The organism is Candidatus Schekmanbacteria bacterium (assembly GCA_016219965.1).
In the GTDB taxonomy this organism is placed as follows: Bacteria; Schekmanbacteria; GWA2-38-11; order GWA2-38-11; family J061; genus JACRJM01.
Window position 1 is genome coordinate 1 of sequence record JACRJM010000004.1, and the last position, 23,921, is coordinate 23,921.

The window sequence follows — 23,921 nt, forward strand, 5'->3', positions numbered from 1 at the left end:
AGGGGATGGCGGTGACGGCGGAAGCGTAATATTCAGGGCGACCTCAAGTAAATCCACACTCATAGATTTCCGGTATCAGCCTCATATCCGTGCAGGAAAGGGTATGCATGGAAAGGGTTCCGACCTTCACGGGAAAAACGGCGAAGACAAGGTTCTCATGGTTCCGATCGGGACACTCATCTATGATATCGAAGACTCATCCCTTGTATGCGACCTCGACTCTGAGGGGAAGGAATTTGCAGTTGCCCGCGGCGGCAAGGGAGGGAGAGGAAACACACATTTCAAGTCATCAACTAATCAGGCTCCCCGCAATGCAGAGAAGGGAGAACCCGGGGAGGAAAAAGAGCTTAAGCTTGAACTTAAATTAATGGCTGATGTCGGGCTTGTAGGATTCCCCAATGCAGGCAAATCTACTTTTATCTCTGTTGTTTCCCATGCACACCCAAAGATCGCTGACTATCCTTTTACAACCCTTTCGCCTTCGCTTGGCGTTGTTGATGCTGGCGATGAAAGAAGTTTTGTCATAGCCGACATACCGGGCCTTATAGAGGGGGCTCACGATGGCACAGGGCTTGGGCTGCGTTTCTTAAAACATATTGAAAGAACAAGAGCTCTTTTGTATCTTGTAGATATCATGGGATATGATGGGAAGTCCCCTGTTGAGATATTCAGGATTTTGCGGGAGGAACTGAGCCAGTACAACCTTGAGCTCCTTGATAAGAAACAGATGATTGTGATAAATAAAACTGATCTTGAACCGGACCAGAAAAAAATCGCAGCCCTTAAAAAGAAACTTAAAGAAGAGAGCGGCGGTCTTAAAGTGATGGATATATCCGCTGTAGCGCAAAAGGGATTAAAAGAACTAATCAGAGAGATTGCAAAAATGGTTGTGAGCGGGCAAAAAAATGAAAAGCGGTGAATTCGATAAAAAAACCTTTGTTGAAAATATAAAGCGTATTGTTGTTAAAATAGGCAGTGCTGTTATTGCTGATGCAGACAAAGGGCTTAACTCAAGAAGAATATTAGCCCTGGTTGAGGAAATCATTAAATTAAAGGAAAAAAAATATGAGTTTGTCCTTGTTACGTCAGGTGCAATAGCTGCTGGTAAAGCAAAGCTCCAGCTTGGCGGAAGACCTTTTAGTCTTCAGGAAAAACAGGCTGCTGCTGCCGTGGGGCAGTGTACATTGATAAGAACTTACGAGCGTGTATTCGAGCAGGCTGGTATCGTGGTAGGGCAGATATTGCTGACACACGATGATTTAAGCTCCCGCAAAAGATACCTTAACGCCATAAACACCATACACGCGCTTCTTAATTGCGGCGCTGTGCCGGTCATAAACGAAAACGATACGGTTTCTGTTGATGAGATAAAATTCGGGGACAATGATTTTCTGGCAGCTGCAGTTTCAAGCATGATAGAGACTGACCTCCTTGTACTTCTTACAGATGTTGACGGGATCGAGGACAGAAGGCAGCCTGCTGAGAGAAATATAATAAGGGTTGCTGATGCTGCAAATCCAGCAATTTACCAGATGATTGATTCTACGACAGGCTCGCTTGGCACAGGAGGAATGATATCAAAGGTGCAGGCTGCAAGGAAAGCTGCGCACTCCGGTGTCGCCACATTGATTGCGAACGGCAAGAGAAAAAACGCTATAACCGATTTCCTTGCAGGCGAAGAAATAGGGACTGTTTTTCTCCCGAAAATTGAACGCCTGAAACGGCGCAAACACTGGATAGGATTCACAGTTAAATCCAGGGGTAAGATAATTGTGGATAGCGGTGCCAGAGAAGCGTTAACGGACAAGGGTAAAAGTCTTCTTCCGTCAGGGATCATAGCAATAGAGGGTTCGTTCTCGGTTGGAGATTCAGTACTCCTTGTAGATGGAAACGGAAACAGTTTTGCAAAGGGGCTTGTAAATTACAATTCAATTGAGCTTGCAAAAATAAAGGGAAAGAAAACAGCAGACATAATTCATATCCTCGGGAAAAAGGATTACGACGAGGCTATACACAGAGATAACCTGGTGATAATCAGTGAGTAGGGGGAATAATAATGTCAATAAAAGATGAAGTCATTGCCATAGCGGAAAGGGCAAAAAAAGCAGGGGGAAAGCTTTCTAATCTTTCCACGGCAGATAAGAATAAAGCGCTTCTCATGATGGCAGAGGGGCTTGAGAAAAAAACTGCGGAGATACTAAAGGCAAATAAGATAGATATTGATAATGCCCGCAAAAACAATCTGAGTGATGCCATGATAGATAGATTGATGCTCGATGAAGGGCGCATAAAAAAGCTTGCAAAGGGAGTAAGGGAAGTTTCAGAGCTTTCTGATCCGTGCGGAGAAATAATAAAGATGTGGAAACGCCCCAACGGGATGCTCATAGGGCGGATGAGAGTGCCTGTGGGTGTTATCGGGATAATTTATGAATCCCGTCCCGGCGTTACTGCTGATGCAGCAGCTCTATGTCTTAAATCAGGGAATGCCATAATACTGCGCGGCGGGAGCGAGGCGATAAACTCAAACTGCATAATTGCTGAAGTGCTCTCTGAGGCTGCTTTGAAATGCGGAGTTCCCAGAGGTTCGATTGAGATAATCCCGTCAACCGACAGGCAGGCGGTCCTTGAGATGTTGAAGCTTGACCGCTTTATAGACATGATAATCCCGCGGGGAGGTGAGGGACTTATCAATTTTGTGAAAGAAAATTCCCGCATACCTGTTATCTGCCATGACAAAGGATTGTGTCTTACCTTCGTTGATTCGAGCGCTGACATTGATATGGCGGTTAATGTCTGCTTTAATGCGAAAGTGCAGCGCCCCGGTGTATGCAATGCAATGGAAACTTTGCTCGTCCACAGGGATATAGCAGAAAAATTTCTTCCCATCATTGGCGAGGAATATAAGAAAGCCGGAGTTGAACTTCGGGGATGTCCTGCGACCAGAAAGATTCTCCCCTGGGCGAAGGACGCTACGGAAGATGATTTCAATACGGAATTCTTGAACCTCACTCTTTCGGTGAAGGTTGTTGGCTCCATTGATGAGGCGATGGAGCATATAGACCGCTATGGCTCACATCACTCTGATGCAATTGTGACCAATGATTATAACAACTCCCAGAGATTTCTGAGAGAAGTTGATTCGTCTTCTGTGTTTGTCAATGCCTCGACAAGGCTTGCAGACGGAGGTGAATACGGGCTTGGCGCTGAGATGGGGATAAGCACGCAAAAGCTTCATTGCCGCGGTCCTATGGGTCTTGAGGAACTTACTACGACTAAATTCATAGTTTATGGTAAAGGGCAATTGAGGGAATAATAAAACAGATGAGCATAAATGTCGCAAAGGGAAGTATTGGAATGCTTGGCGGAACATTTAATCCTGTTCATTTCGGGCATCTGAGAATTGCTGAAGAGGTCCGGGAAACCCTCGGGCTTGAAAAAATCTATTTTATCCCGTCCTATCTTCCACCGCACAAGAGCGGCGAAGGAATCGCGGAATGCAGCCACCGCCAGAAAATGGTGAGCCTCGCTATAAAGGGAAATCCACAATTCGAGCTTTCAACCATAGAAATTGAAAGGGGAGGAAAGTCTTATACTGTGGACACGATAGATTATTTCAGAAAGGTCTATGATGATAAGATTTACCTTATATCAGGGATAGATACTTTTGAGGAATTTTCTACCTGGCGCAAAGTCGATACTATCCTGCGTTCATGCCATTTTGTTGTGACGTCAAGACCGGGATACAGCAGGGCAAAACTTATGACAGTCCTTGAGAACACCATTACCATGGCTTTCCCGGAGATAAGATTTGTATTGGAAAAGGATGCTGGAAAGATATCGATTTATACAATAACTACGAGCGATTTCAAATTGTACTGTCTTGAATCAACTCTTCTTGAAATATCTTCCACAGAAATCAGAAAATGCCTTAAAACGGGAAAGTCTGTTAAATACCTTGTCCCTGAGGCAGTGGAAGAATACATTGAGAAGAATGGATTGTACAGATAACGACAAAGACCGTATTCAGATTGGAGGAAAGAGTGAGGGAAGTTAAAGAAAAAAAGAAATCAGAAAGTAAAAAAGAAGTTAAGGCAATATCTCCCAAGAAGCTTACACCGCGCCAGATGGCTTTGAAAGCTGCAGAGTTTGCTGATGACAAGAAGGCGCTTGATATAATTATTTTCGATGTCAGGAAGCTTACTACAGTCACAGATTTTTTCTGTATATGTCATGGTACTTCTGACAGGCATGCAAAGACGATTGCTGAAGATATAATCGAGCAATTCAAAAAGAACGGGCACATTCCGCTTGCATCAGAAGGCTTTTCTACCTGCCAGTGGATAGTAGTAGATTTTGCAGATATCGTAGTCCATGTTTTCCAGAAAGATGCAAGGGACTATTATAATCTCGAAGGAATCTGGGGCGATGCGCCGGTAGTTAAGGCAAAGGTAAGCTGATAAAGAGAACCTGATGAAGATCCGCTTTATCTGGATAGATAAAACAAAAGCTGGTCCGGAAAAAGATATAATTGATGATTATGCATCCCGCATTAAAAGATTTGCAGATGTTGAAGTAATAGAGATTAAATCCTCAGCGAGGCAGGAAAATCCGGAATCTGCCATGGAAGAGGAAGCAAGAGACATTGAAAAACATCTTCTCAAAGATTCATTTTTTATAGCAACAACTCCTTCAGGCAAAGAAATATCTTCCCATAAATTTGCTGAATTAATGAAAGATGTTCTGAAGGTGCAGGCAAAGCCGGTTGTCATTGTCGTAGGCGGCAGATACGGCATAGCCCCCCGGCTCATTAAAGCTTCGAACCTCAAACTTTCAATTTCGCAGATGACGTTAAACCATTACCTTGTGCGGATATTCCTCTTTGAACAGGTTTACAGAGGATTCTGCATAATGGATGGTCTGCCGTATGCGAAATGAATATAATCTCACTCTCATAGTAACAGGAGGAAATTTTAATAATGCACGGTCGGCGGCAGTCCCATCCAGCGCAAGGCTTCAAAGGGATGTCCCCTTTCCCTTCCCATCTTTACTGCGCCGTCTTTCATTAATGAATATTCAAGCCAGTGTGTGCGCATCTCATTCTTAAGAACATCATCATCTGTGCTGTACCGGAGGTCCTTTAATTTTTTTACTATTTCAATATAGCCGTTGAAAAATGTCTCTGCTCCATCCCTTACAACTGGGAAATTTTCCTCAAGAGGGAGCATCTTAAACTGGAAACCGGCTCTTGCTGCAAGCGGATACTGCCATCCTTCCATGTTGTATTGTTCCGCAAGCCCCTTGCTCAGCTCCCACTGGTCTTTTCCGTATTTTTTTGCCACCTCAGCCATTTTATTTCTTAAAGCATCCACATCTTCTTTGGGAGTGGCAGCTGGGAAAACATCCATGTTTGCCATCATCATATTTTTTCCCGCATAGAAACGTTCGAGATTGAAATGTCCCATTGGCAGGATGGAAGAAGTCGGGAAGATCTCAATTTGAAGTACGCGTACGCTAACCGGCTCGGAAGGTGATGCAAGTTTCATATCCACAAGGGTCTTTGCCGCTTTTGGCCAGTCTATGAAGATTTCAGACACCGTAGCTTTTTCGAAGACCTCTCCCCTTGATGCATTCACTTCGTGACGGTAGGTGTATTCTATCTTTTCCGTGTCTTTCGGAGCAGGGCCCTTATGATCCCATGTCCTTGACCGCCAGGCTGAGCCATTCAGGCTTGTAATGGCATCTATCGCTTTCTTTTTTAGCCCGGCGATAAAATTTTCCGCTTCCGAGTTAGTTTTTTCAGGCATAATATTCTCTCTCCTCTAAAGGGATTGTTTCACATAAGTGACTAATTGAACTTCTATCATATAATCTTTTGTTTGACTCACAGACAATATTTTTCAATACTAAATTCTAATAAACGTTTTTATAGATAAAAGGAAAATAAAATGTCTGCTGAATTTGGATATGCCGGGAAAATCCTTAAGGTAGATCTTTCCTCGGCAAGAATGAGAGATGTACCAACGTCTGATTATGCTGATAGATTCATTGGAGGAAGAGGCATAGCCGCCAAAATCTATTGGGATGAAGTTGCACCGGAAACAAGAGCCTTAGACCCGGAAAACAGGCTGATATTCATGACCGGTCCCATGGCAGGTTATCCTGGAGTGTCCGGTTCCATAAGTCAAATTTGCGGAAAATCCCCGGCCACTAATCCTGAGCAATTCTTTTACAGCAGTATGGGAGGGAGCTGGGGGGCTTATCTCAAATTTGCAGGTTATGATGGAGTTGTTATTCATGGCAAATCTGAGGAGCCTGTCTATCTTCTGGTGCAGGATGGGAGTGCGGAATTAAAAGATGCATCAGGCTTATGGGGGAAAGATGCAGGTGAGACACAAAGGCTGCTCAAGGCTGAACTTGGAAGCTCGGCAAGGGTATTGGCTATAGGACCTGCTGGCGAGAACCAGGTAATATTCGCCACTACTCTATCAGATGAAGATGCCGCTGCCTGGGGTGCAGCAGTTATGGGTTCAAAAAATCTTAAGGCGATAGTGGTAAGAGGAAAAGGTGTGCGCCCCCCTGCGGCTCATCCGGAAAAACTTAAAGAATTGTCGAAATATCTTCGTGGGTTGTGGCGCGGAGCCGGATATGGTGCAAAGTTATCTCACATACCAAGACGCAATATAAAGCAGCAGGTTTGCTACGGTTGCGTAAACGGCTGTGTCCGTTCTACCCTTGAAACAACGGAAGGCATCAAGGTGAAGGTTTGCTGTCAGGCTGCTGGCGTCTATAGAGCAGCTGCAGACAGCTATTATGGCAAACCGACTAATGTGCCACTGCACGCCGCAAGGCTTTGCTTTGATTACGGGCTAGATACCCATGTCATCTCGGCTTTGCTGAAATGGCTTAAAGAGGGATACAAAACAGGTGTTTTCACTGAGGAAGATACTGGGCTTCCTCTTTCAAAGTTTGGCAGCTGGGAGTTTATAGAATCACTGGTGAAAAAGATATCACTGCGGGAAGGATTTGGTGATCTGCTGGCTCAAGGGTTGCATCATGCTGCTGAAGTTCAAGGTCCAAAAGCCAGGGAATTAGTTGCCGGCTATCTTGATAAGAATGGGCAAAACATGGCGTATGGTCCACGCCTCTACAATATAAGCGGAATCTTTTACGCCACGGAACCCAGGATGTCGCTTCCGATATTGCATGAAATGACCATACCATTGTCGAAATGGATCCAATGGGTTAAAGGAGCAGAAGGCTCTTACATGTCCTATGAAATGCTTTGTGATATTGGCAAAAGATTCTGGGGAAGTGAGCTTGCTTTTGATTGCTCAACATATGAAGGCAAGGCCATAGCTGCCAAGAAAATCCAGGACAAAATACATACAGAAGAGTGCCTTATACTTTGCGCCTTTTTCTACCCTTTAAGGTCTTGCGATTCCAGCGAGTCACATAAGGGAGACCCTTCTATTGAGAGCAGGCTTTACTCGGCAGTTACCGGAAAAGAGACGGATGAGGATGGGTTAAATAAAATAGGTGAGAGGGTCTTTAATTTGCAAAGGGCAATACTTACTCGTGAAGATCCTCGGGGAAAAAAGGTGGATGAGATTCCGGAGTTTAACTTTACGATACCTTATAACGGTGAAACCAACAATCCCGAAGCTCTTGTTCCGGGGAAGGACGGTGAGCCGATAATTAAAAAAGGCACTATGGTTGACACGGCAAAATTTACAAAGATGCTAAGTGAGTACTACGAAGTCAGGGGTTGGGATAAAAACAGCGGTTTGCAGACAAAGCAAAAGCTCATAGACCTTGATCTTGGAGATATTGCCCAAGTCATGGAGGAAAAAAAGCTTATCGTGTAAGAATCCCGTTAATTTCCTATTAAGGGGAAAACAAAAATGGAAAAACGAAAACTTGGAAGTCAGGGGCTCATGGTTTCAGGACAGGGTTTGGGTTGCATGGGGATGACAGATTTCTATGGAATTCGCGATGATGAGGAATCCATAGCGACAATTCAACTTGCGCTTGAGCTTGGTATTAATTTAATTGATACGGCAGACATGTATGGCCCTTTTACAAATGAGGAGTTAGTCGGCAAGGCTATTCGCGGCAGACGCGCTGAAGTCATACTTGCAACCAAGTTTGGCATAGTGCGTAGCAGTGATCCGAAGTTCCGTGCAATAAACGGCAGACCTGAATATGTTCGCTCATCGTGCGACGGTTCCTTGAAGCGGTTGGGAGTGGATTATATCGACCTCTATTATCAGCATCGCATAGACCCCAACGTTCCTGTCGAGGAAACTGTAGGAGCAATGTCTGAATTGGTAAAGGCAGGGAAGGTCCGCTATATTGGATTATCTGAAGCTTCTCCGGAAACTATCAGACGAGCCCATGCAGTTCATCCTATAACAGCGTTGCAATCTGAATATTCTCTCTGGAGCAGAGAAGTAGAGGCAGAGATATTGATAACCGTCAGGGAACTTGGGATAGGGTTTATTGCATACAGCCCTCTCGGGCGTGGTTTCCTCACTGGAGCAATTAAAAGCCCTGAAGATTTTGAGCCGGGCGACTTCCGCAGGAGTTTACCGAGATTTCAGGGAGAGAACTTCAAAAAAAATCTTGAACTCGTGGATAAAATAAAAGAGATTTCCAAATCAAAAGGAATTACGCCTGCACAGTTAGCCCTTGCCTGGGTGCATGGACAGGGAGAAGACATATTCTCCATACCCGGCACAAAGAGACGCAAATACCTTAAGGAGAATATATCCGCATTTGATGTGACGCTTTCAAAATCTGAACTTGATTATATCTCTAAAATAATTCCGCTGGAAGCGGTGCGAGGAACGAGATATTCCGAAAAGATAATGAAGATGCTGGATTCCTGACCTTGCGATACTATTTAATTTCTACCGTTTTTTCTGCAATCGATATGTTGTTGTTCTCACTCCGTTCGATGATCTGTTTGTCGTAGTCACACAACACTTTGATATAATATGTTCCGGCAGGAACTGATTCCGGATCATTCCATTTAAAAGTAATATTTTTAAATGCTTTTTTCGCAATCTTGTCAACTGCCATATTCCCAATCACATAATAATATGAATTGTCATTATTTGGATACAATGATAATACAACCCTTGATGGTGAAGCTGTCATTTCCCCGATGTTCTGTATTTTACACTTTACTGTCAGTGTTATTGCGTTTTCTTCCATTGTTTTTTGCACTGAAACTTCTTTAACGACAAGGTCAGGTTGTTTTAATTTATCCTTTATTCCGTACTTCGAGATTATTTTTGGGGAAGATGGTTCATTAATATCAATTATTATCAATCCTTTTCCGTCTGCCACATAGGCGTATCTGCCTGATACTTTGATGTCGCTGGCATAGACTGGCGTATCAATGGAGCCCAGTAATTCAAGAGAAGAATCATCGCTTTTATCGAATATTTCAACTCCCGATGCTCCTTCGGCAACATATAATTTATTTCCTGCCGCGGTCATCGCTGTAACTGTATCTGCCGCATGTTTCTCAATGTGATTTTTTGTTTTACTATCATAACCTGTGTATATGAAAGATTGAATGCAGTTTCCTACTGAATAGATGGCTCTGTTGTCATATAAATTCATTATGCCTCCGTTTATACAGCCAGAAACATCGTATTCTTTACTGTTTAAATACCCAGAAAGGTCTTCCCCAAATAAATTAAATTTGCCAATATCAAATACAATATAGTAGGTGCGATTACCACAACCCTTCCAGCCAGCGCAATATTCTGTATACCATATTAGCCAGGCAGAAGTGCCGGATATGAAGATATTCTCAAATCTGCTTAGTGAATAATAACTGGCCCACCCGGTGCCCTCTTCTTTTAAATATGTCCATGCTTCAAGGCTTGGCATAGTGCTATCATTAACATCAACAATTTCCAAAAATGTGCTAAACCCTTCATAATAATCACCGGCACTGCTCACTATATAGGCTTTCCCATTGATTATCTTGAATTTGTTGATTTCCCCTTTTGCTTCATAAATATTTAAGACCTTAGGTGAAGAGGGCTTGCTGACATTTACTGAGGTAAGCGTGCTTCCAGAGGCAACAAAAAGTGTTTTTCCTGAAAGGGCAAAATCAGAGACTTCTCCATTATAAACCCCAAGCAGTTTAGGGTGGGTAGGTTTTTTCACATCTATTATACTGATTCCATAATTTCCATTGGAAACATAAGCTTTATTGTCTGACAGACTTATGCTGTACGTGTCCCTGTAAATGGTGCCCGCAGTTCGGAGTTCAGGGGGAGTTGTGCCGACATCAAATGCCTTTGAAGTGACTGGCAGTAATAAAATGGATACAAAAAGGAAAATGATTAGCAATTTGCTTGACATATAATTAATAAATTAATGAAAGGAATGAAAAAAGGCAATGTTAATTTTAATTAGGCTCTCGAATTTTTTATAATGCCTTTTAGTTTAAAGATGTTATGACTTCGCTAAAGTCGAGAGTTTTCAAAGAGAAAACTTTTAGTAGCGCCTTGATTTTGTAAAGAAAGTAAAATAAAAATTCACGTGTATTGACTGATAATATTTGAATCTTTATTTTGGGATTTAAAAAATTAGAGCTCTCTCTACAACGAAAAATGTCAAAACTTGTACATCGTTGTCACGTTGTTGACGGAATGAAGAATCATTTATGGTGTAAATTTTTTTTCATAACTTTAACATGGAAAAATAAATAATTAACGTTATCAGGGGCATGCCTTGTTGAAATAGCTTGTAATGAGTTTGCTGTTACATAGGCACAGTAATTGCATGTTCGCCAAAGCAACTTAATAAATTTGGAGAATAAGAAAAATATTAAACTTTAAATTGTAATTTAGCGGGTCTCCGAAAAGGTAAACCCTGTGAGAGCAGGGGGCACAAAGCTTCGAATCCTTCAAGGGATGGTCGGGCTACCGAAGAGACAAATGAAACTAAGGCAGATTTAAGAGGCCTGTTTCTTCGGTATTGAAGAAACAGGCTTTTTTTTTGGAAGAGAGTGATTGTGAAGGGGAACATTTTAAAACAGAATAAAGGATTTACTTTTGTTGAGTCGCTCGTTGCCTTACTTATATTTTCAATTGTAATGATAGGTTTCAATGCTCTTTTAACAACCGTCATAAAAAACAATTTCTTAAATAAAAAAATTACCACAGCAACAGCCCTTGTTAGAGACAAAATCGAGGATTTAAAAAGCAAAGGATACACAAGTTCTGATTTATCTTCTGGTTCCCATTCGGATTCAAATAATCCAATTAATGAAATAGGAACAAACGGAGGAATATTTACCAGGAATTGGAATGTTGTTGAGGCAAGCAGCATGAAAAACGTTACTGTCACAGTCAGCTGGGATTCTGGTAAGCATAATGTATCTCTTACAGCAAAGGTTATTCAATAGCTCTATGGCTATAAAGATAAAAAATAAAAATGGTTTTACCTTGATTGAGTTATTGGTTGCATTGTTTATTTCATTAGCGACTGCATCTATAGCATATACGTTTATGAGCTTTAATGAAAAGGCTTACACGGTTGAGGACGAAAAACTTCATATGCAGCAGAGCGCAAGGACAGCAGTTGAAATGATTCAGAGGGATATTTTGTTTGCAGGAATGGGTTCTAATGTATTCTGTTCGCAGGGTAATGTTGGATCAATAAAACCTGCTTATGGAGGAGGCGGTGCTAACTCTGATTCCATATCAGTATATTCTCCGACAGCTGATCCTGTTCTAACTACTCTAAGTATTGATATGGCGGATTCATCTGATCAGTTTCAGGTCACCGATGTATCAGGATTTGTAGGTTGGGTGAACGGTAAGGGAATAATCTGCGATGGTGTTAATTATCAGAGATTCAACATTAATCTGGTTCAGGAGGATACTAAAACAATTCAACACAATAGCGATTATCCAGCGGCACATCAATATGCTGCTGGTACGCAACTGTTACTTTTCAAAGGGAAGGAGATGATTTACTCCATAGATAATTCTGATCCCTCGCATCCTTCACTTACTAAAGAAATATTATCTTGGGACAATACGCTCAGTTTAGGCGCTAGTTCCGGAAGAAAGATTGTCGCTAAAGATGTTGAAGCAATGCAGTTGGTTTATATTCTGGCTAATGGAACTTCTACTCAAAATCCCGCTAATCCCAGTGATATCCGGGCTGTGAAAATAACTTTCGTGGCGAGGACAGAACATTCTGATTCAAATTACAATCAGGGAGATAGCCCTTTTACTGCACTGAATGAAAGAGATGGATACAGAAGAATGCTTTTGAGCGCAATAATCAAACCACGGAATATTTAACATAACTTAAATACATTGTTGAAGGATGCTCAACTATGAATAGAAGCAAAAACAATAAAGGCGCGGCGCTCATTATCATTCTGCTTATTAGTGCTGTTCTAACCATTCTGGGTACAGTAGCAATGACCATCTCAACTACTGAGAATAAGATGAACAGCAAACAGCAGACTTCAAGTCAGGCTTTGTATGCTGCTGATGGAGGAGTAAATCATAGTATTTTAAATCTTAGAGCTCAGGTTAAAACAATTTTACCAGGCAATCTGAATTCAGTAACGGATGGTTCTTTGATTAATCAGTATGTGGTAAACAATGATCCGGCTGGATTCATGGCAGCTTATGGTGGTTTTAGCAAGATCAACAATCAGAAAGCGACTCTTACATCTGTTTCCGGATCACTGGGACAGGGGAATTATACAGCGACTATTACCGTAGAATCCGATGGCAATCCCTCAAGCCCAAGCACCAATATTTACGTGTTTCCCTTTAAATACACTATTCTCTCTAATGGATCCGGACTTAACAACTCGTCAAAAAGTATTATAGCTAACGGTACATTTGAAGTTACTGTAATGAGATCCAGTTTTGCACGTTACGCCCTTTTTACTAATGACCAAAGAAATGCTGTTGGTACCAGGGTCTGGTTTACGGGAAACACAAATTTTAAAGGACCAGTGCATACTAATGGCAGATTTAATTTCGCGAATAACCCAAGCGGAAGTTTCAGCGGATTGGTTACAAGTGCAGGAAGAGACTGCCCTACATGTGCTCCAAGCAGTATGGCTAATTATTATAATAATGGTTCTATGAAAACCCTTGATGATAACCACAATGGTACGAAGGATGTTCCGACATTTACTGCTGGTTTTAACCGTGGTGTCAACCCAATAAATCTACCAACTTTAACAGATGCTGACACTCAAAAGAAAAGAGCTTTAGGTTTGTCTGATGCAGACTCAATTCCTGCTAAATCTACCGGAGTTTATGTTGAAACAGCTTCCGGCAATGTTAAAGGAGGAATTTATATAAAAGGAGCATCATCCATAACATTGGGGAAAGATGCATCTGGAAATGAAAAACATACCATTGTTCAAGGTTCAACAACTTCAACCATAACCGTTAACAGGACAACTAATCAAACTATGGTTACCACTGGAAGTACCACAAATACATATAATGGCATATTGAATGGCATGATATTCAACGATGGTGGGGATATTACAAGTTTTTCCGGAACAGTTCAGAAAGATTCTCAGATCACTGTTGCTTCATCAAACAATATAACCATTACTAATAATGTTACTTATGAAGATGTTAATTCAGGGCCTCCGGTAAATGCTTCCGGAAAAACAAATGTTTTAGGAATTGTTTCCTGGAATGGAAACGTAAAAATAGGGGCAACAGCTCCTAATAACATTAATGTTCATGCCACTGTTATGTCCGTAAACGGCGAGTTTAATGTGACTAATTATAACACAGGAAGCCCACGAGGAACAGCGACAGTTCTTGGCGGTGTCATAGAAAACACTTATGGTGCATTCGGGACATTCAGCGGGACAACACCGGTTAGCGGTTACGGAAGGAATTTTGTTTATGATCAAAGAATGGGTGAAGGTATGAGTCCCCCATTTTTTCCTACAACGAGCAGTTTTACAAGCCAACAAAGTGGTCTCGATAATCTGCCTGTTTGGAAAGGAGGTGGTTAAACTAAAATTATTTTTTGTATCGCTTAAACAGAATACAACATAAGGAGGAGATTTATATGAGTATGAACAAAACTGCGTTAAGAAAAATCACGATTTGTATGTTTTTGATTTTATTCCTCACTCCCTTTTTCTCTTCCGGTTTGGCGAAATTTTCAGAAACTAAAGTGATGCTGGGAATAACACAAGATACTGTCTCAATTTATATAGCTTCCGGGGAAGGAGATGATCCAACCACTCCAAGCCCAGAGCCAAACCCGACGCCTGACGGAGGAGACATATTGACTCAGTAGGCATTCTTTGAAATTTGTTTGTAATTAAGAGGGGTATATTATTTTCATATGAGTTGAAAAGTATATACCCCTCTAACCTTTTCTTCTAATTTCCCTTTCTGATGCAATTCGTATGACACTTTTTTTTGAAACTAATATTCCCTAATAATTTAAACATTGATTTTGTCAGATAGATAAATTTATAAATGTTAGAAATAATGGTAGTATTTAAAATAAAAAAGTGCCGGGAGACGGAATCGAACCGCCCACACGAGGATTTTCAGTCCTCTGCTCTACCGACTGAGCTATCCCGGCACCAATAATCAGCAGGAAAAATAAAATTGTGCTTTTATTTAAAAGAGCATTAGACAAAAGTCAAGGATTGATTTTCCTTCATAAGGGCTTATTATTAATTAAACTTTGACGAAGACCGCGAACCCGTTTCCGAGTAAATATTTAAATACTATTCGCTTTGTTTGGACAGTTTATAAAAGTTTCCAGGAGGATTTAATATTTTAAGTCATATAGGAAAACGATTTGTAATTTTGCTACTGTTAGTAGTTATTCTCCCAATTGTCATTATGACTTTTCTTTTTAATGATGAAGAGATTAAAATCAGTTCATTGGGTTTGTATATACATATTGCCATTCTTCTTACGGTTTCAATCAGTTTGATTACAATAATATCTGCTATTTATTCAAAAAAGATTGCAGCTCAACTCGCTGATATTGCGAACACGGCAGAGAAAATTTCAAAGGGGAATTTTAACGAGCGTGTGAAAGTTGAGAACAAAAAAGGAGAAATTTTACGGCTCGCAACAGCATTTAATGAAATGGTTAAAAAGCTTGAAGAATCACTTCAGTTTCGTGAAAGCGACAAAAAGTATGCAGAGAACATTATAGAGTCTGCTAATACAATTATTATCGGTGGAGACCTCAAGGGTATAGTACGAATATTTAACAAGGAAGCAGAGAATATCACTGGTTATAAAAAAGAAGAAGTCATAGGAAGAAATTTTTTCGAAATTTTCGCGCCCAAAGAAATTGCCGCTTTTATACAGCAAAGGTTTATGGAATGGGCTATGAGTAATCAGGATTATGTGAGGAATTCGCAATACCCTTTAGTTACAAAATCAGGAGATAACCGCATTATAGCCTGGCGAAACAGCGTAGTAAAAGAAGATGGAAAAATTACAGGGACTATCTCATTCGGCATTGATATTACAGACCAGAAGAAAGCAGAAGAGTTCGAGGAGCGTCTTGTCTCGATTCTCAATGCATCACCAGATTTTATATCTCTTTTTGACCGTGAAGGGAATATTCTTTATCTGAACAGGGCGGGCAGGAGAATGGCAGGTGTCCCTGAGGGAGAGTATGTATCGTCTACCACTGCTATCTATGACTATTATCCTGAAAGTGAGAGAGAGAGAATAAAAAATGAATGGCTGCCTGTTGCTGAACAGGATGGCATATGGTCAGGCGAGACATCGATTTTAAACAGGACTGGATACGAAATACCTGTCTCCCAGGTGATTATTGCTCATAAGGAAAATGATGGCACATTGAGATATTTTTCATGCATAGCAAGGGATATTACTGAAATAAAACAGATGCTGTCTGTGCTTGATCAGTCTGAAAGACGTTTCCGCGCTCTTTTTGAAGAGTCAAAAGACATGGTTTATATGAGCGTACCTGAAGGCTATTTCATAGATATTAATCAGGCTGGAGTAGAACTGCTCGGATACTCGTCAAAAGAAGAGGCAATGCAGATTGACATTACAACATCCCTTTATTTAAACCCCATTAATAGAAAAAAATTGGCTGATGCCCTTGAAAACTATGGATTTGTAAAGGACTTTGAGACAGTTTTTATTAAGAAAAACGGAGACCTTATCAATGTGCTCTTAACATCTACAAACGTTCGAGATGATACAGGAAAAACAGTTATGTATCGGGGGATAATAAGGGACATTACGGAGCAGAAAAAGCTGGAACAACAATTGCTCCATGCACAAAAGATGGAAGCTATCGGCCAGCTTGCAGGCGGCATAGCTCATGACTTTAATAATATTATGACTGCAATAATAGGATATGGAAGCATCATCCAGAGGAAGCTGGACGCGGATGATCCGCTATACGCTTATGTTGACCCTCTGCTGGCATCAGCTGAGAAAGCTGCAAACCTGACGCAGAGCCTGCTTACATTCAGCAGAAAACAGGTAATGAATCCAAGACCAATCGACCTGAATTCAATAATAAGCGGACTACAGAAGCTGATGTCAAGACTGATTAGCGAAGAGATTGAACTGAAGATATCTCTCTCAAGTGAACATCTGACAATATTTGCAGACAAAGGACAGATAGAGCAGGTCCTTATGAATCTTGTTGCCAATGCGAGAGACGCCATGCCTGATGGAGGGGTTTTGACTATTAACACTGATTCTGAATTTTTGGATAATGTCTTTATAAGGACACATGGATATGGCAAGCAAGGGGAATACGTTGTTTTTTCTGTTAGTGATACAGGTATTGGCATGGATGAGAAAACAAGACTAAAAGTCTTTGAACCATTTTTTACTACCAAAGAAATCGGCAAAGGTACCGGATTGGGGCTATCAATGGTTTACGGTATAATTAAACAGCATAACGGATATATTAATTTATACAGTGAGCCTGGCAAAGGTACAATATTTAAGATATATATACCTCTTGAAAAAAAGAGGAGTGTAGAAGAAAAAGTTGAAAAAGAGTTAATCCCATCCGGAAAAGGTGAAATGATATTGATTGCAGAGGATGAGAGTGAAATAAGGAATTTGATAAGTGCTCTCCTTGATGAGTTTGGCTACAAGGTAATAGCAGCAGTTGACGGTGAAGATGCGGTATCAAAATTCAAGGAACATAAGGATGAAATAAATCTTCTTATCTTTGATGTAATAATGCCAAAGAAAAGCGGTAAAGACGCTTATTCTGAGATTAAGAAAATAGTTCCTAATATCAAGGCTATTTTTGTAAGCGGCTATGGAGGGGATATAATAACCCAAAAAGGCCTTATCGATGAAAACGCAAAATTCATACCAAAACCGATTTCTCCAAATGCATTTCTGAAAGCAATTCGTTCTGTCCTTGATTCATAACGAAGTGTTCTTCTGATTTTATTTCTTTAAAGCTACAATGCCTGTCATTCCGCACTTGATGCGAAATCCAGTTTTCTCATTATTTCTGGATTCCCTCTTTCGAGGGAATGACAAAAAAGAATGATAATAATTGAATCCCCCCAGCACTTACCGTGGCAACGACGAGCGAAATTTTCAGTTGCTTTATATTGCTATAATTAAATATAACTTGTTAATAATATATTTATATTGACAATTTAAACGTTAATGGTATTTAAGGTGCCGTTGGTGAGAATTCTATCTCTTATATTAAAAGCCTGGGAGAGATTTGGTGAAATACAGATTGTTATTCTTCCTCTGCTTATTTGCTTTTATTCCTTTACGGCTCTATGCTGAAGATTCTCCTCCGCAGGGTCTTTCAGCAGTGCTTGTTCCCGATTATGACCTTTATGGCAATGCGCAAAAAAGGCTCATGGTTTCATGGACGCCCTATGATGACATAAGTATCAGCTGCTGTGACTACAATATAAAAGCGCTTGCGGGTTATGAGATAACACTTGGTGTTCAAAGAGCATGCATGCACGATGGAATGAGTACCCATTTTGAAATTGGAATGGATAATTCCTACTCCACATTGCTTTGGGCAGATACTAATTCGGTGCAGGTTTATGTTTATGCGCGTTTAAGATTTGGTTGTTTTAGATGCGGTACCGAAGGAGATCGCCTTACTCCCGCTGCCACATTTTTTATAACGCCGACAGAACTTTGTAATACTCCAATCTCTGTGCCTCCTGCTGAACAAGATGTGTGTCAGACGCAGAAGTTAAGCGTTGGTGAGCCGGTAAGTGTTTTAAACGGCGAGATGACAAATGAAGAAATTGATTTCAAAGTCAGTGGTATCAATATGGATCTAGAATTCAAACGTTCCTATTCAAACAGGCTTCAGATCCCAGCTTCTTCTTCAGGTGTATCAACGCCTGTCAGCAAATCCAATGGTTCTATCGTGTTTAGCGAACTTTCTGAAATGGGCTATGACGGGGTTTCGTCAGCGTCTCCTTCAAGGACTTTAACGCTTGAGAGGGATGGGATTCCTATGGGGTATGGCTGGACCCACAATTTCAATGTGCACATTGATTTTCTTCAGTCTGGTAATGCCATAAGATTTTTTGATGAAAAGGGAAGAAGCTCTTATTTCTATAAAAAAGATGGAGTCTATCTTCCTTCGCTCGAGCCATCTGCATATGAATTTACCGACAATGGCAACGATACATATACGCTTATTTATCCGGGCGGCAAAACGCTCTTATTCGGCAGCGACGGAAGACTTCTTTCAGTTACTCATCCTGCCGGCAACAGCATCGAGCTTTCATATAATTCCAGCGGACAGCTTACAGAGCTATACGATACCATAGGAAATGCATTTACTATCAGTTATGACTCTTCCGGGCGGATGACTGCCGTCTATGGTCCGCAAACTGCAAAAAACCTGACAGGCAAACTTGCTGAATATCAGTATGCAAGCTATGGGCGTCTTCAGAAGGTAATTTATCCTGACGGCTCGTCAACTACGTATGAATACGGAGATGCAAATGATAATGTCAATATTACGAAGATAACCGGGCGTGATGGAAGAGTTCATACATATATTTACGATTCGCAGGACAGGGTTTCGAGCTTTTCTGAAGATAACGGGCAATCCAATTCGACACTCACATATAATCCGAATAGCTGGTACACGACTCTAACTAATACGCGCGGCTATTCTACAAACTTTTATTATGATGTAAAAAACCGTTCCGGATTTCTAAAAAACTCAACAGGCGGTTCAACATGCTCAACCTGTACTTCCCCATATTATTCTTACACCAATGACAGCATGGGGAGGACAACAGCGGTAACAGATTATTACGGGAATATAACTCTTTACGAGCTTTTTGATTCTGAAGGGAAGCCGGAAAGAATAATATACGGCAGCGGTACGATAGACGAAGTTGTGATGACCTACACTTATCATCCGTCACTTGATATCCCTGTGTCATTGACGACGCCAAGTGTGTTCGGCAGCAGCAGCGGTGACAGAGAAATCGTTGTTGATTATGATAATGATGGAGATGGAACACCTAATGAAAGCCCAGAAGCTTTGCCGCAAAAGCTTATTCAGAAAGGTTATACAAAGGATGCCTCCCGGCAGATCATCCCCTATAACTATGTATCAACTTTTTCTTATGATGAATATTCAAGACTTATTTCCGCCGATGGCCCGCGGGGAGATGTATCTGATACAGCATATTTTGAATATTATTCATTTGATATCTCAAATGGCATGAATCGCGGCAGGCTTAAAAAGATCACCGATACTGCCGGCAATGTCTATGTTTATGACTTGTACGATATTTACGGAAATCCGGGGAAGATCACTTATCCGGCCGGTGCTGTTTATGAACTTGATTATGATTTGAGCGGCAACCTCATTGAGATTAAGAATGGTGAGTCAGTTCGTAGCTATGAATATTATCAGGGAGGGAAGGTGCATTACGAGATCCTGCCTGAAGGGAATATCGTCGAGTACATTTACAATGAGCTTGGGGATGTGAGCAAGGTGAAGCTGAGGCGAGGACCAGGAAAGACATCATCTGTGATTGAAACATCGCTCTATGAATATGACCGCGAAAGAAACCTCACTGCCTATGAAGTTAAAGAAGGAGATGAAAACGGTGTACGCGCGCTCAGGGAAGAGTATGTGTATGCAGCCTGGAATAAATTGAAGACTATTTATCCTGAAGCGGGAAATAATAGCATAAGTTATGGAATTGGTCAGCACCTCAAGTTTGAAGGAGCAAGAGAGCCTGTCACTCCTGTAGGCACACCCGGATGGTTTTATTATTATGACCATATGCTACGCCTGATAAAGGTTGCCGAGTTTCCAAATTCTCTGAATCTTATTACGCAATACACATACGACAACTTCGGAAGCATTAAGTCCATGACAGACTCAGCAGGAAATACCACCAATTTTGAGTACGATGACATGGGAAGGCTTCTTTACGTTAATTCAGAGGAAAGAGGTGAAAGCATTTTCTCTTATGATGAGATGTCAGAGCCTGCGACAATTATAGATGGAAATGGCAGGACAAAGCAGATTTCATATGACTCCGAAGGAAGAGTGACAGGCATTGCATATGAGAACGGTGATGATATAAGCCTTATTTATGATGAAGCGGAATCAAGCTATGGCAAAGGAAGGCTCACTTCAGTTGATGATGGAAAATCGGTCATACGCTATAACTATGATGAAACTGGTAATGTAACAAGCGAAGTCAAAAGCATGGATGGTAAAAATTATAATATGACTTATGCGTATGATAAAAACGGAAGGGTGGCTAAGAATATCTATCCTTCGGGCTTGGAAGTTTCCTATGAGTATCCGTGGGGCGGTGATTATCCTGACAGGATAAAAATAAAAAAAGAAAATGGCTCTGTTGCCGAGGTTGATTTCGAACGGGGTGCATTTGGAAGCGAAAAGGTAATTACATATTCAAATGGCGTGAGAGAAAACATTGCTTATGATTCTCAGTTCCGCGTCACAGGGATCACAGCCGGCAAAGGCTCAGGCAGTAGTTTCCTTGAACTTGATATTTCGCGAGACTGGAACGGGAATATCCTTGAGATAGCAGATGGAATTGATTCATCGGATGGCTATTCATATTTGTACGATTCTTTTAATCGTCTAATATCTGCCTCAGGTCCATTTGGTGAAATGAGCTTTGCATATGACAATGTGGGAAACAGAGTCACTTCAATTCTTAATGGAGGAGAAAAAAATTATACCTATTCTGGGAACCGCCTTATGGGCGTTTCCGGCGACACGTCGGGAACTTTTTCTTATAACGATGCAGGAATGCTTGTATCTGACGGAGAGCACATTTATAATTATGATAAAAATAGCATGCTGGAGTCGGTTGTTAAGAACGGTGATAAGGCAGGGCAATACAGATATGATTATATGGGGATGCGTGACAGAAAAATAAAGCATGGCAATTGGCAAAACTATTTTTATGATCTTGACGGCAGACTGATCAGTATAACTGACAGGAACGGGAATCAGGTCTCTGATTTTGTTTATGCAGGGGAAAGAAGGATTGCCGCTGTAATGCCTGATGCTGACACAGCGCCTCAAAGTTACAGGGGAAAGGGAATTAAGAAAAAAACAGGGATTAAGGTTATTGGAAAATACACTGTTACAGTTGATGTTGGCGGAGGAAATCCAAAGCTGAAGATAAAGAAGCGTATAAAAAAGAGAAAAGGGAAGAGCTTTAAGTCAAAGGTTGAATCTGATGTTGATGTATATGGTTCTGCATCATGGGACAGCATAAAAAAGATAGTGTCTGCAAATGTTACCTTGAAGAATAAAGACAGCGCAAAGACCTTATATGATGTAGATGCCAGACTCACTTATACCAGCGTTGCTTCCGTGAAAGTTAGAAATCGGGATGGCACGACTTCAGATGATAAACCTTACTGGTATTATGGGAAGATAGCGGCAGGTGATGAAAACATCGTTCATTGGGAGTTCTCAGATCCTGATATCGTGTCTTTTACTTTCAGCGTCACTGTGATGGGTTCGTACAATCCAGACGGACAGAAGATTTACTATTACCACAACGACCATCTTGGCAGACCTGTAATCATGACAGATGAGGATGGCAGCGTTGCATGGAAGGGAAACTATTATCCATTCGGGAAACTTTATCAATCTGAAGGCACGATAAAGAATAACTTCCGTTTTCCGGGACAATGGGAAGATGAAGAGAGCGGTTTGTTCTATAACGGCGCCCGCTATTACGACCCATCAACAGGCCGCTACATAAGCCCCGATCCAGTCCTCGGCGACCAATACCTCCCGCAAACCCTGAACCCCTATGTGTATGTGACGAACAATCCGTTGGCTCTGACCGACCCGGAGGGGATTTGGCCGGAGGATATTCATAACAAAATAATTGGTCGTGGATTAAGTGATATACTGCTCCCAAATGAAATTAAAACTCTTGAGAAGGCAAGCAAAGATATAGATAATCCTTTAAATCAAGGTAAGGATTCATCTTATCAGCATGCAATGTGTTCACCCTGTCAAACGCCGCAGGAAGCTGAAAGATTATGGAACTTATTTATAGAGCAACAACTTCAAAATGCCATTAATGCACCTAACAGAAAAGAAGCAATTTATGAACTTGGTAAGGGCATGCATGCCTTGATGGATAGCACATCACCAACTCATAAGGGTTTTCAGGTGTGGGGCGGGATGTGGCCGCCATCAATATGGCGTGAGGATTTAAAGCACACTAGAGGAGAAAGAAATATCTCCTATAATGAATTGCAACAAACATCAAGAATAGTAAGAGACTACTACTTAAAATACCAACAGATGAAAATGAGGTGTAGCAGATGAAGTTACAAAATATTTTTTTTGTAATCATCATTATTTTAGTTGGCACTTTGCCATTGTGTTTTGTTGCAAACTCAAATGAGTTTGATACTGCAGTATCTGTTTTGTTTTCTTCATACAAAATTGGCTTTGCAGTTGATGCTGACAATAAAATATGGAAAACTGATGATGCGGGGAAAACATGGCATGTTGTTTATAATCCCATAGGGAATGATTTAGATATAGTTATTAATAATTTTTATATTGGTAATCAAGGTAGAATTTATGCAATAGGAACCGGAATTTTAAAAACTGATGATGGTGGAAAAACATGGGAAAAAATTGGAATCCAAAAACAAATTAATTTAAAGAACTTATTTTCTATAGGTATAATTAATTTGAATTCTATGGAACTCGTATATGCTTCAGTCTCAAACAATATATATGTATCTTCTAATAATGGGGATACATGGAACTCTATAAGATGGCAAAAAAATAATGAAAATGTGTCTATCCTATATGGGGGAAATTCCTATTTGGTGGCAGGCACAGATAAGGGTTTTATTTATAAGAGTTTAGATAAAGGAATTACATGGAAGAAGGTTGGGATGAATATATCAGAAGGTCAGATTGTGAATGGGAAGAAAATAGTTAATGCGCCTCCTGATTGTTGGGTTATTCATACTTTAAAAATATTTCCGTCAGGTGTCGGTTATACAATAAATTATGTTGGCGGTGTGTCAAAGACTGAAGATAATGGCTTAACTTGGAAGATTGTCAGACATCCAAATCCTAAAGATGAAACACTTCATAGGTCAGCTTTAATTTCAGATCAAAATAGAATTTTTATCCCAGGTGAAGGTGGGGATCTTCTTTATACTCATGATGGCGGGAAGAGTTGGCAAAAGGCGGTAATTACAAACCTTGATGGTAGCAAATCTGAGAAAGACTTCTGGTCTGTTTCAATGGTTGATGTAAATATTGGCTGGCTTATTAGTTTTGATGGATTGCTTTATAAAACAGTTGATGGTGGAAAAACGTGGAAGCAGCAGGAATATAAAGTTATCAAGAAATAG

General features: G+C 40.8%; 17 protein-coding genes, 1 tRNA gene and 1 riboswitch. Of the genes, 15 read left to right on the forward strand and 3 right to left on the reverse strand.

The window, feature by feature from the left end; genetic code table 11:
* The 6 genes from obgE to HZA77_05280 all read left to right on the forward strand — a co-directional run.
* The coding region (gene obgE / locus HZA77_05255) for a GTPase ObgE (GenBank protein MBI5374819.1) at window positions 1–919 on the forward strand (919 nt) is incomplete at its 5' end.
* Window positions 906–2,045: a glutamate 5-kinase gene (gene proB / locus HZA77_05260; GenBank protein MBI5374820.1), complete on the forward strand. Its 1,140-nt coding sequence runs from the start codon at window positions 906–908 to the stop codon at window positions 2,043–2,045. The genes obgE and proB, both read left to right, overlap by 14 nt.
* 11 nt (window positions 2,046–2,056) lie before the next feature.
* A complete protein-coding gene (locus tag HZA77_05265; protein MBI5374821.1) occupies window positions 2,057–3,313 on the forward strand; it encodes a glutamate-5-semialdehyde dehydrogenase in 1,257 nt (418 codons plus the stop codon).
* 8 nt (window positions 3,314–3,321) lie between these two features.
* A complete protein-coding gene (locus HZA77_05270) occupies window positions 3,322–4,008 on the forward strand; it encodes a nicotinate-nucleotide adenylyltransferase (protein ID MBI5374822.1) in 687 nt (228 codons plus the stop codon).
* A 32-nt stretch (window positions 4,009–4,040) separates the two neighbouring features.
* Complete coding sequence (gene rsfS / locus HZA77_05275) at window positions 4,041–4,457, forward strand: ribosome silencing factor (GenBank protein ID MBI5374823.1); 417 nt, start codon at window positions 4,041–4,043, stop codon at window positions 4,455–4,457.
* Between the two features lie 13 nt (window positions 4,458–4,470).
* Entirely contained in the window at window positions 4,471–4,935 is a 465-nt protein-coding gene (locus tag HZA77_05280; protein MBI5374824.1) for a 23S rRNA (pseudouridine(1915)-N(3))-methyltransferase RlmH, read from the forward strand.
* Window positions 4,936–4,970: 35 nt separating this feature from the next.
* Here HZA77_05280 and HZA77_05285 read toward each other — a convergent pair whose 3' ends face one another.
* Window positions 4,971–5,804 carry a coproporphyrinogen III oxidase gene (locus HZA77_05285; protein MBI5374825.1) on the reverse strand — a complete coding sequence of 278 codons (834 nt, stop codon included), beginning with the start codon at window positions 5,802–5,804 and terminating at the stop codon, window positions 4,971–4,973.
* Between the two features lie 141 nt (window positions 5,805–5,945).
* Here HZA77_05285 and HZA77_05290 point away from each other — a divergent pair, with 141 nt between their 5' ends.
* Both HZA77_05290 and HZA77_05295 read left to right on the forward strand, forming a co-directional pair.
* Entirely contained in the window at window positions 5,946–7,865 is a 1,920-nt protein-coding gene (locus tag HZA77_05290) for a hypothetical protein (GenBank protein ID MBI5374826.1), read from the forward strand.
* A gap of 36 nt (window positions 7,866–7,901) precedes the next feature.
* Window positions 7,902–8,888, forward strand: coding sequence for an aldo/keto reductase (locus HZA77_05295; protein ID MBI5374827.1), 987 nt, complete (start codon window positions 7,902–7,904; stop codon window positions 8,886–8,888).
* A 10-nt stretch (window positions 8,889–8,898) separates the two neighbouring features.
* On the opposite strand, the gene HZA77_05300 is transcribed toward HZA77_05295, so the two are convergent.
* Complete coding sequence (locus HZA77_05300) at window positions 8,899–10,383, reverse strand: hypothetical protein (GenBank protein MBI5374828.1); 1,485 nt, start codon at window positions 10,381–10,383, stop codon at window positions 8,899–8,901.
* A gap of 495 nt (window positions 10,384–10,878) precedes the next feature.
* Window positions 10,879–10,954: riboswitch (cyclic di-GMP riboswitch) on the forward strand.
* A gap of 84 nt (window positions 10,955–11,038) precedes the next feature.
* Here HZA77_05300 and HZA77_05305 point away from each other — a divergent pair.
* The 4 genes from HZA77_05305 to HZA77_05320 are packed head-to-tail and all read left to right on the forward strand — an operon-like array spanning window position 11,039 to window position 14,331.
* Window positions 11,039–11,431 (forward strand): prepilin-type N-terminal cleavage/methylation domain-containing protein, encoded by a 393-nt coding sequence (locus HZA77_05305; GenBank protein MBI5374829.1) that lies wholly within the window; start codon window positions 11,039–11,041, stop codon window positions 11,429–11,431.
* A gap of 4 nt (window positions 11,432–11,435) precedes the next feature.
* The gene (locus tag HZA77_05310; GenBank protein ID MBI5374830.1) at window positions 11,436–12,338 is read left to right on the forward strand and encodes a prepilin-type N-terminal cleavage/methylation domain-containing protein; all 903 of its coding nucleotides are present in this window, start codon (window positions 11,436–11,438) and stop codon (window positions 12,336–12,338) included.
* A 35-nt stretch (window positions 12,339–12,373) separates the two neighbouring features.
* Complete coding sequence (locus HZA77_05315) at window positions 12,374–14,041, forward strand: DUF4900 domain-containing protein (protein ID MBI5374831.1); 1,668 nt, start codon at window positions 12,374–12,376, stop codon at window positions 14,039–14,041.
* Between the two features lie 56 nt (window positions 14,042–14,097).
* Window positions 14,098–14,331 carry a hypothetical protein gene (locus HZA77_05320; protein MBI5374832.1) on the forward strand — a complete coding sequence of 78 codons (234 nt, stop codon included), beginning with the start codon at window positions 14,098–14,100 and terminating at the stop codon, window positions 14,329–14,331.
* Window positions 14,332–14,552: 221 nt separating this feature from the next.
* Here the strand turns inward: HZA77_05320 and HZA77_05325 are convergent.
* Window positions 14,553–14,625 (reverse strand) — tRNA-Phe (locus tag HZA77_05325).
* A 230-nt stretch (window positions 14,626–14,855) separates the two neighbouring features.
* Between HZA77_05325 and HZA77_05330 the strand changes: the two genes are divergently transcribed.
* The 3 genes from HZA77_05330 to HZA77_05340 all read left to right on the forward strand — a co-directional run bounded on the left by HZA77_05330 (window position 14,856) and on the right by HZA77_05340 (window position 23,921).
* On the forward strand, window positions 14,856–17,444 hold the full coding sequence (locus tag HZA77_05330) for a PAS domain S-box protein (GenBank protein MBI5374833.1): 2,589 nt from the start codon (window positions 14,856–14,858) through the stop codon (window positions 17,442–17,444).
* Window positions 17,445–17,754: 310 nt separating this feature from the next.
* Complete coding sequence (locus tag HZA77_05335; GenBank protein MBI5374834.1) at window positions 17,755–22,869, forward strand: RHS domain-containing protein; 5,115 nt, start codon at window positions 17,755–17,757, stop codon at window positions 22,867–22,869.
* The gene (locus HZA77_05340) at window positions 22,866–23,921 is read left to right on the forward strand and encodes a hypothetical protein (GenBank protein ID MBI5374835.1); all 1,056 of its coding nucleotides are present in this window, start codon (window positions 22,866–22,868) and stop codon (window positions 23,919–23,921) included. Before HZA77_05335 ends, HZA77_05340 begins: the two co-directional genes overlap by 4 nt.

Bases quoted from the DNA above. Each gene is read 5' to 3' on its own strand.
- proB (MBI5374820.1), top strand. From the start codon at position 906: ATGAAAAGCGGTGAATTCGATAAAAAAACCTTTGTTGAAAATATAAAG.
- HZA77_05265 (MBI5374821.1), top strand. From the start codon at position 2,057: ATGTCAATAAAAGATGAAGTCATTGCCATAGCGGAAAGGGCAAAAAAA.
- HZA77_05270 (MBI5374822.1), top strand. From the start codon at position 3,322: ATGAGCATAAATGTCGCAAAGGGAAGTATTGGAATGCTTGGCGGAACA.
- HZA77_05280 (MBI5374824.1), top strand. From the start codon at position 4,471: ATGAAGATCCGCTTTATCTGGATAGATAAAACAAAAGCTGGTCCGGAA.
- HZA77_05285 (MBI5374825.1), bottom strand. From the start codon at position 5,804: ATGCCTGAAAAAACTAACTCGGAAGCGGAAAATTTTATCGCCGGGCTA.
- HZA77_05290 (MBI5374826.1), top strand. From the start codon at position 5,946: ATGTCTGCTGAATTTGGATATGCCGGGAAAATCCTTAAGGTAGATCTT.
- HZA77_05295 (MBI5374827.1), top strand. From the start codon at position 7,902: ATGGAAAAACGAAAACTTGGAAGTCAGGGGCTCATGGTTTCAGGACAG.
- HZA77_05300 (MBI5374828.1), bottom strand. From the start codon at position 10,383: ATGTCAAGCAAATTGCTAATCATTTTCCTTTTTGTATCCATTTTATTA.
- HZA77_05310 (MBI5374830.1), top strand. From the start codon at position 11,436: ATGGCTATAAAGATAAAAAATAAAAATGGTTTTACCTTGATTGAGTTA.
- HZA77_05315 (MBI5374831.1), top strand. From the start codon at position 12,374: ATGAATAGAAGCAAAAACAATAAAGGCGCGGCGCTCATTATCATTCTG.
- HZA77_05320 (MBI5374832.1), top strand. From the start codon at position 14,098: ATGAGTATGAACAAAACTGCGTTAAGAAAAATCACGATTTGTATGTTT.
- HZA77_05340 (MBI5374835.1), top strand. From the start codon at position 22,866: ATGAAGTTACAAAATATTTTTTTTGTAATCATCATTATTTTAGTTGGC.